This is a genomic window from Shewanella sp. ECSMB14101, from assembly GCF_000773485.1.
GTDB classification, from domain to species: domain Bacteria; phylum Pseudomonadota; class Gammaproteobacteria; order Enterobacterales; family Shewanellaceae; genus Shewanella; species Shewanella marisflavi.
Genome location: NZ_JSFF01000006.1, coordinates 139740 through 146029, shown reverse-complemented (window position 1 = coordinate 146029; position 6290 = coordinate 139740). Strand labels below are relative to the sequence as shown.

The following is a 6290-nucleotide window of genomic DNA, read 5'->3' as shown; positions in this document are numbered from 1 at the left end:
ACTTTTTGTTTAAAAAAAAAAAAAAACCGCCATTATGGCGGTTTTTTTATGTCTAAAGGCTTGCTTTCAGAGGTCTTACTGACTGACTTCTGGTGCCTTTAGGCCGTTATTGATGGCGATGACATCGTCTTCGCTCAATGTGCCTGTGGCCTGTTTCAACGCTAGGATAGAGTTGATGTAACCGTAACGGGCATTAGAGAGCTGACGCTTAGAGTCGTACAGGTCACGCGTACGGTTGAGCACGTCAACAATGGTACGAGTACCGACTTCAAAACCGGCTTGAGTAGCTTTCAGCGCACTTTCTGAAGAGACCACAGATTGCTCATAGGCGCGGATAGAGCTGATAGAAGCGCCAACGTTATTGAAGTTGTTACGCACATCTTTGACTACCTTGCGGAAAGTCTGCTCCATTTTTTCACTGGCTTCTACGTATTGGTATTGAGCCTGATTGACTTTGGAACTGACTTTAAAGCCTTCAAAGATAGGCACGCTAAGGGTCAAGCCTACATTGGCATTGTCATAATCGTTCAAGTTACCCGTCTGATTCTGCTGATCCAGATTGGTGGTGTAACCCGCATTAAGGCTTAATGACGGCATATGACCGGCCTTAAAAAGCGAAATGGTTTGCTGAGCGATATCTTTACCGATACGTGTCGTTAACAGATCTACACTATTGGTTTCGGCCATCTTTAGCCACTCGCTTGGGTTACCTGGGGTTGGTGGTACCGCGGTAAAGCGTGTGGTATCTAAGATATCGATAGACTTATGGTCTATGCCGGTGATTTCTCGCAGGGCTTCGTAGCTGTTGATCAGCTGGTTTTCTGCCAGAATTTCAGATGCACGAGCCAAGTCATATTGGGCTTGGGCTTCATGTACGTCTGTAATGGCGGTAAGGCCCACAGCAAAACGTTGTTTAGTTTGTTCAAGCTGACGCTCGATAGCACGTTTTTCTGCGCCTTTAAATTCATAGTTGTCTTTCGCGGCTAAGACATCGAAATAAGCACTGGTGACACGAATGATCAGGGACTGAAGTGTCGAGGCATAGGCCGCGTCTGCTTGAGAGGCGGCAAGCTCCGCAAGATCGAGTCCGACCCAGGCGCTATGATCATAGATGACCTGTCTCAGCGAGACACCTGCATCTAGGCCGCTGTTGTACATGTCATCATCAACGTTGCTCCAACTTTTTCCATAGCCAATGTTGGCACTGATAGTTGGTAGTAGTGGAGCACGGTTTTCTTCGATCTGCTCGTAAAGACGGTCACGCTGTGCTTGTGCCTGCAGCGCAACAGGATCATTGGTTAGGGCCTGCTGGTATATCTGCAGGAGATCGTCGGCCTGCACGGCAGTAGTCGTTGCTGCAAGCGTCAACGCTGCACATAAGGTGCGGATCTTAAATTTCATTAGCTGTCCTTTTTTAGACATAAATACTCCTAGATGGGAGCCATTTACTTAATAAAGTTAAGTGATGCTTCTGGCAATTCATTTGCTCAAAAGCGGTTTGCGCTTCCCGACGCTTCCCATAGATCTAAACTTATTAAGGTTAAGATATTAAGAAATTAACCATTTTTAAGTCAACTAGGAAGTGTAACAGTTTTTAACTGTAAGTCTGCAAATTTTAGCGATCAACATGCTATATTGTGAGCCCTTTGGGATAAGCAATCACTAACAAAATCGTGGGATGTGATATGAGCCAGAAATTCACCGGTGATGATGTACAAATGTTGGGCAAAAGAACCCTTTACCAGGGCTTTTTTCGCATGGAAGAGTACAGATTCAAGCATAGGTTGTTTGCCGGAGGCTGGAGTCAGGAGGTGGTGCGTGAAGTGTTCGAGCGTGGCCATGCTGTGGTAGTCTTACCCTACGATCCCGTGACCGACAAGGTAGTGCTGATTGAACAGATCCGTATTCCTGTCCTGGAGGCCGCACCGACGCCTTGGCTGCTAGAATTAGTTGCCGGCATGATTGAGACGGGCGAGTCGGCAGAGCAGGTCGCCCATCGTGAGCTGCAAGAAGAATCAGGATTGGTGGCCAGTGAGATGCACTATGTCAGTCAGTATTTTTCAAGCCCTGGTGGTACCAGTGAAAGGTTTGACTTCTACTGGGCCAAGGTCGATGCTTGTCAGGCTGATGGCCTGCACGGGCTGGATGAGGAGCATGAGGATATTAAGGTGCATGTGATGCCGCGAGAGGCTGCTTATCAACTCTTGTGTGACGGCATCATCAACAATGCCTCGACTGTTATTGGCTTGCAGTGGCTGCAGTTACATTATCAAAACTTAAGGTCAACCAAGTGAGTGTGTCGTTAAATAAGCGCAAGCAGGACTATCAGGTCAATGTGAGTCGATTTCTTGCCCTGTGTAGTCGCAACTACTTTAATATCTTACGCTGGCTGCCAGCCAATTGTGAGCAGGGAGAGTGCTGGCAGGTCGAAGGCGATTTCGGTTGCCTAGAGGTGCGGCTGCTGGAAAACACTCAATACACTCAATTAGTCGAGATATCCCGAACGCTGGATATGGTGCAATATGTTGATACTCCTAAAGTTGTAGTACGTGTTTACCATGACGCTAAATTAGCAGAAGTGTTAACTAGTCGACAGATTTATCGATTAAGACCAGTATATGATTACCCGAATATACGTATGTACCATAGAGACGAAAAGTATCAGGTAAATGCTTTTCTTGAAGAGCTACTCATGATTGACAACCATGCCCGAGTTATTTGTCAGTCCGAATCTTAGGGTTTTAATGTGCTAAAAGAGGCTATCTCTTATTCTATTGATCACGATGAGAGCGTTAAGCTGGTTCAGGTGACGGACCCTCATCTTTTTGCTGATCCCGAAGCGCAGTTGTTGGGTGTCAACACCGCACATAGCTTGGATGCTGTGTTAAACACAATAAAAGCGGTTGAGTACCCGGCACACCTCCTGTTGGCAACTGGTGATATTAGCCAAGATTATTCAAACCAGTCTTACCACAACTTTGTGGCAGCCATCGAAAAACTCAATCTTCCTTGTCATTATTTGCCTGGCAATCATGACGACCCGCGTATCATGAATCTGCATATGCAGGGCCCTAGGGTCTATGGTGATAGGCGGATCCTGTTGGGAAAGTGGCAAATTATCATGTTGGACTCCACCGTTAGGGGTAAACCTGGTGGGCATATGGCCGACAGTGAGATGGCATTTATCGAAGAGGCTGTGGCTGCCCATCCCGATAAACATACGCTCTTAGCTATGCATCACAATCCTATCCTGGTGGATTGCAAGTGGTTGGATCAACATTGTATGGACAATGGCGAGGAGTTTCTCGACCGGGTATCGTCACTGCCTCAGGTTAAGGGCTTGTTGTGGGGCCATGTGCATCAGGGGTTAGATCAGGTCTATGCTGGAAATAGCGGGCCGCTGCGATTGATGGCGACCCCGTCGACCTGTATTCAGTTTAAGCCTAAGTCTCCCTATTTTGCCCTCGATGCTCAGCAGCCGGGTTATCGCCTGCTCGAGCTCAGGCCCGACGGCTCTATTTTGACCAATGTCTATCGGGTGCCTGGAAATAAGTTTTCACCAGATCACGAATCGAGCGGTTACTAGGCTTGTAAGGCCCGCTAGACAATGCGGGCCTTGTCTATTATTGAGCGTTAATATTTGGTTAATTGCGTCGCCGATGTTAGCATCTTGATGCCGGTGCCGTATGGAGCCACTTATCCTATGGTGCTTCATATCGGCGGGCCTGATTTGCCGTTTTATCAATCGCTGTCGAGGAAATATGCTGCTCTATATTCATGGATTCAATAGTTCACCACAGTCAGATAAAGGCGTGGTAACGGCCCAATATATAGCCAAGCACTTTCCACAACTCAAAATCATTCAACCACAATTGCCAGCGACGCCTGAAGCGGCGATGGAGATGTTAATCGATCTGGTTGAGCAGGCCTTGGCTCAGGGTGAGTCACTGCGTTTTATTGGTTCATCCCTTGGGGGCTACTTTGCCAGTTATCTGGTCGAACGCTATGGCGGCCGAGCCGTATTAGTTAACCCTGCCGTGAAGCCTTTTGAGCTGTTTGATGAGTTTCTCGGTCCCCAGTACAATCCCTACACAGATCAAGCTTATCAAATTTTACCCGAGCACAAGTTGGAGGTCGCCAAGTATGATACACCCGCGATTCAGCATCCAGACCGTTTTCTTGTGTTACTGCAGTCAGGGGATGAAGTGCTCGATTATCGGCAAGCAGTGAATAAATACCAATGTTGTCAGATGCTGATTGAAGCAGGTGGTGATCACAGCTTTGTCGGATATCAACAGCAGATGGAGGGGATCTGTCGATTCCTGTTTCTTGACAAATAGACATGTAGGGCCGCAACATGGCCTGAATAACAATATACTGTGTGCGCTATGACTAACCAATACACTTCAGATGCAATTGAAGTCCTCAATGGACTCGATCCGGTAAAACGTCGACCCGGTATGTATACCGATACCACGCGTCCAAATCATTTGGGGCAAGAGGTTATCGATAACAGTGTCGACGAAGCCCTCGCGGGACACGCGACCAAGATTGATGTAGTGCTGCATAAAGATAACTCGTTAGAGGTGATCGACGATGGTCGAGGTATGCCTGTCGACATCCACCCGGAAGAGGGCATTCCCGGGGTCGAACTCATCCTGACTAAGCTTCACGCCGGCGGTAAGTTTTCCAACAATAACTATCAATTCTCTGGCGGCCTTCATGGGGTCGGTATCTCGGTTGTGAACGCCCTGTCTAATCGTGTCGAGATCACTGTGCGTCGTGGCGGCCAGATCTATGATATGGCTTTCGAGCATGGCGATAAGGTGGAAGATCTCACCGTGACAGGTACTTGCGGTCGCCGCAATACCGGTACGCGGGTGCATTTCTGGCCAACCGCCAGCTATTTCGATTCAGCCAATTTCTCTATCCCTAAGCTTATCTATCTGCTTAGGGCCAAGGCGGTGCTTTGCCCTGGGTTACGAATTAAGTTTACTAATAAGCAGACGGGTGATGTTGAGGAGTGGTGCTACGAGAGTGGCCTCACCGACTACCTTAAGTCATCAACGCAGGGCGCTGTGACCCTACCCGAAGAGCCATTTATCGGCAGCATGACGGGTAATACCGAAGCGGTTGATTGGGCCATTACCTGGCTGCCCGAAGGGGGGGATTCACTCAACGAGAGTTATGTGAATCTGATCCCGACCCCGCTGGGGGGCACTCATGTGAATGGCTTCCGTCAGGGCCTGCTTGAGTCGATGCGTGAATTTTGTGAGTTTCGCAATCTGATCCCTCGGGGGATCAAACTGTCACCGGAAGATATCTGGGATCGCAGCAGTTTCATCTTATCGATAAAGATGCAAGATCCTCAGTTTGCCGGGCAGACCAAAGAAAAGCTTTCTAGCCGTCAAAGCGCGGCCTTTGTCTCGGGGATTGTGCGTGATGCCTTTAGCCTCTGGCTCAACACCCATACAGATCAGGCCGAAGCCTTGGCCGAGATGTGCATCAGCAATGCCCAGAAGCGCCTGAAAGCAGCCAAGAAGGTGGCGCGTAAGAAGGTCACTTCTGGCCCTGCGCTACCGGGCAAGTTGACCGACTGTAGTGGCCAAGATCCTATGCGAGGCGAACTCTTCCTGGTGGAGGGTGACTCGGCGGGCGGCAGCGCCAAGCAGGCGAGAGATCGTGAATTTCAGGCGATCATGCCGCTGCGCGGTAAGATCCTTAATACCTGGGAGGTGGATGCGTCGCAGGTGTTGGCTTCGCAAGAGGTGCATGACATCTCGGTGGCGATCGGTTGCGATCCTGACAGCGAAGATATTTCTGAACTGAGATACGGTAAGATCTGTATTCTTGCCGATGCCGATTCCGATGGACTGCATATTGCAACCTTGCTGTGCGCCCTGTTTATGAAGCATTACAAGGTGTTGGTAGAGAAGGGACATATCTATGTCGCTATGCCACCACTGTTTAGGGTCGATGTGGGTAAAGAGGTGTATTACGCCCTGGATGAGGCCGAGAAGCAGGGCATTTTAGATCGCATCGCCGCCGAGAAGAAAAAGGGTAAGGTACAAGTGACCCGATTCAAAGGTTTGGGTGAGATGAATCCCTTACAGCTGAGGGAAACCACCATGGATCCCAACACGAGAAGGCTGGTACAGTTAACCATAGACGACGCCGATGACACTATGGCTATCATGGACATGTTGCTGGCGAAGAAGCGTTCAGGTGATCGCAAGACCTGGTTAGAAACCAAAGGCGACTTAGCCCAGCTATAGCTATGTCATTAAAAT

At 48.9% G+C, this 6290-nt stretch carries 6 protein-coding genes; 5 read left to right on the top strand and 1 reads right to left on the bottom strand.

The annotated features are described in order from the left end of the window. Positions 1–75 precede the first annotated feature (75 nt). Positions 76–1401 carry an outer membrane channel protein TolC gene (tolC, locus tag NY07_RS07730; RefSeq protein WP_033538779.1) on the bottom strand — a complete coding sequence of 442 codons (1326 nt, stop codon included), beginning with the start codon at positions 1399–1401 and terminating at the stop codon, positions 76–78. A 284-nt stretch (positions 1402–1685) separates the two neighbouring features. Between tolC and nudF the strand changes: the two genes are divergently transcribed. The 5 genes from nudF (at position 1686) to parE (ending at position 6275) form a co-directional block, all read left to right on the top strand. Further along, positions 1686–2294 (top strand): ADP-ribose diphosphatase, encoded by a 609-nt coding sequence (gene nudF / locus NY07_RS07725; protein ID WP_033538766.1) that lies wholly within the window; start codon positions 1686–1688, stop codon positions 2292–2294. Next, positions 2291–2737, top strand: coding sequence for a DUF1249 domain-containing protein (locus tag NY07_RS07720; RefSeq protein WP_033538765.1), 447 nt, complete (start codon positions 2291–2293; stop codon positions 2735–2737). Before nudF ends, NY07_RS07720 begins: the two co-directional genes overlap by 4 nt. Positions 2738–2746: 9 nt before the next feature. Further along, complete coding sequence (gene cpdA / locus NY07_RS07715; RefSeq protein ID WP_033538764.1) at positions 2747–3586, top strand: 3',5'-cyclic-AMP phosphodiesterase; 840 nt, start codon at positions 2747–2749, stop codon at positions 3584–3586. 175 nt (positions 3587–3761) lie between these two features. Beyond that, complete coding sequence (locus NY07_RS07710) at positions 3762–4340, top strand: YqiA/YcfP family alpha/beta fold hydrolase (protein WP_033538763.1); 579 nt, start codon at positions 3762–3764, stop codon at positions 4338–4340. A gap of 48 nt (positions 4341–4388) precedes the next feature. Next, positions 4389–6275 (top strand): DNA topoisomerase IV subunit B, encoded by a 1887-nt coding sequence (parE, locus tag NY07_RS07705; protein WP_033538762.1) that lies wholly within the window; start codon positions 4389–4391, stop codon positions 6273–6275. Positions 6276–6290 lie beyond the last annotated feature (15 nt).

What these genes read in the sequence shown, in the direction of transcription:
- parE (WP_033538762.1), top strand. Translation starts at nt 4,389, where the DNA reads ATGACTAACCAATACACTTCAGATGCAATTGAAGTCCTCAATGGACTC.
- tolC (WP_033538779.1), bottom strand. Translation starts at nt 1,401, where the DNA reads ATGAAATTTAAGATCCGCACCTTATGTGCAGCGTTGACGCTTGCAGCA.
- NY07_RS07710 (WP_033538763.1), top strand. Translation starts at nt 3,762, where the DNA reads ATGCTGCTCTATATTCATGGATTCAATAGTTCACCACAGTCAGATAAA.
- nudF (WP_033538766.1), top strand. Translation starts at nt 1,686, where the DNA reads ATGAGCCAGAAATTCACCGGTGATGATGTACAAATGTTGGGCAAAAGA.